Here is a 2,089-nt window from a genome sequence, read left to right as displayed (position 1 = left end):
GGAGAAGAAGCTGGGAATAGTATTGCTGATGTTTTATTGGGTAACTATAACCCGGCAGGAAGATTACCTATAACTTTTCCTTTGCACGAAGGTCAGTTGCCTTTAGTATATAATCATAAACCTACAGGACGAGGCGATGATTATAATAATTTAAGTGGCTATCCGCAATTCCCGTTTGGTTATGGATTAAGTTATACCAATTTTAAATATAGTGACATTGCTTTTTCGAAAAATAATATTAAAACAACCGACACTGTAATAGTTAGTTGTACAGTAAAAAATATTGGTAAAAAAAATGGTGACGAAGTGGTGCAATTATACATTAAAGATTTGCTTTCATCTGTAACCAGGCCAGTTATGGATTTAAAAGGTTTTGAAAGAATACATTTAAAAGCTGGCGAAAGTAAAAAAATCAATTTTACTATAACTCCCGAATTACTTACTATGTTAAATGCTAATTTGCAACCAGTGGTGGAAGCAGGGCAATTTCGTATTATGATTGGAGCTTCAAGCAGTGATATTAGATTACAGGGAATATTAGCGGTACAATAAATTTGTAAATAATAATAGCCGCAACTTTTAAAATTAAACATTATAAAACTTTAATCATAATATTTTTAAAATAAGCTTTTTGGCCATGATCCTGTAAAGCGATCAATCCTTTTTTTGCTGATCCATAATCAGGAAAATCTTTCCATTTGCCTTCTGTTTTTTTCTTTGTCCATGCCGCATCCCATGCCTGGAACTCCACAATTTTCTGGCCGTTCAGCCAATGCTCTGCATGGCCTTTATTAAAAATAATTTTACTGGTATTCCATTGGCCAACAGGTTTTAATTTTTTCTTTTTGTTGGTTAAATTCATGGCATAATCGGCGCCGGTTTTTTGCCAGTCTTCTAATTTTTGCGGAAATCCAATATCATCAATCAATTGATATTCGGGGCCGGTTTGGTAAGGAGCCTCATATTTTGCACCCTCCACCACATGGTACATCACACCACTATTTCCTGCTTTACTGATTTTCCATTCCCATTTTAATTCAAAATTTTCGAATGCTTCGTCTGTAACAATATCACCGCCATGTGCATCGGCGGCAGCGCCAAGGCATACCATTGCTCCATCTTCAATGGTCCAGTTTTGTATAGTGCCGGTTTTATTAAATCCATGCCAGCCCTTTAAAGTTTTACCATCAAAAAGGCTTACCCATTTTCCTTTAGGTGTTTCCATAGTATAAGTTGTAACGGTAAAGGACACAGCGGTAATAATTAAAAAAAATATACCTATGGTTTTTAAAATTTTATTTTTCATATTCATTCGTTTTTATTTTTTTACTAATTGCATATTTTCCGGGTTCCATAATATGGCCGTATCCTGGTTGTAGCTGTCATTACATAATAATGCCGGCGCTGCGGCCCGTTATCCCAACACGGCATCTTCAGTTACTTTTCCGCCATTGCGTATGGCATTAAAAAAGTTTACAAAATGATCGTAGGGTCCACCATTGTAATCTTTTTCTGCTGCAAAAGTATATTCTTCCGGAGCCAAAATTCTTTTACGGTCGCTAACAGGTGTGCCTGCTTTTTTCATTTGCTCAATGTAAAAAGGATCATCCGATTCAATAGTTTTATTTCTTTTTAAAGTAACACTGTCCCAGGTAACATCCATCGAGCCTTCGCTGCCTACCAGTTTTAAATAAGTAGTGCCGCTGGTACCATCAACAAAATTGCAACGCAGCGAAAGATTAAAAGGCGCATGTGCCGCACTTTGCGGATAATCAAAAGTACCCAGTAATACATCGGGCACTTCCCGTCCGTCTTTCCAGTACCGTAAGCCACCTGCAGCATATACTTTATTGGGTCCAAATGAATTTGTAATAAAATGCAGGCTTGAAAAAAGGTGAACAAAAAGATCCCCCGACATTCCGGTACCATAATCTTTATAATTCCTCCACCTGAAAAAACGAGTGGCATCAAATGACCGTTTGTTGGTATTGCTGATATAAGTTTCCCAATCCACTGTTGCTGCTGATGCATCTGCAGGTATTGGATATTGCCATGCACCGGTGGGAGAATGGCGTGCCCAAAAACCTTC

The 2,089-nt window shown here is 37.5% G+C and carries 3 protein-coding genes; 1 reads left to right on the top strand and 2 read right to left on the bottom strand.

What is annotated here, in order from left to right; translation table 11 throughout:
- Positions 1 to 552, top strand: a 552-nt coding sequence (locus ACY65O_RS04285) for a fibronectin type III-like domain-contianing protein (protein WP_462219612.1), incomplete at its 5' end; no start/stop codon positions are given.
- Positions 553 to 592: 40 nt separating this feature from the next.
- Here ACY65O_RS04285 and ACY65O_RS04280 read toward each other — a convergent pair.
- Both ACY65O_RS04280 and ACY65O_RS04275 read right to left on the bottom strand, forming a co-directional pair.
- A complete protein-coding gene (locus ACY65O_RS04280) occupies positions 593 to 1,306 on the bottom strand; it encodes a 3-keto-disaccharide hydrolase (protein WP_462219611.1) in 714 nt (237 codons plus the stop codon).
- 108 nt (positions 1,307 to 1,414) lie between these two features.
- The coding region (locus tag ACY65O_RS04275) for a Gfo/Idh/MocA family oxidoreductase (protein WP_462219610.1) at positions 1,415 to 2,089 on the bottom strand (675 nt) is incomplete at its 5' end.

The organism is Ferruginibacter sp. (assembly GCF_031430955.1).
In the GTDB taxonomy this organism is placed as follows: Bacteria; Bacteroidota; Bacteroidia; order Chitinophagales; family Chitinophagaceae; genus Ferruginibacter.
The sequence above is the reverse complement of the archived record's forward strand: the minus strand, read 5'-3'. Positions and strand labels throughout refer to the sequence as shown.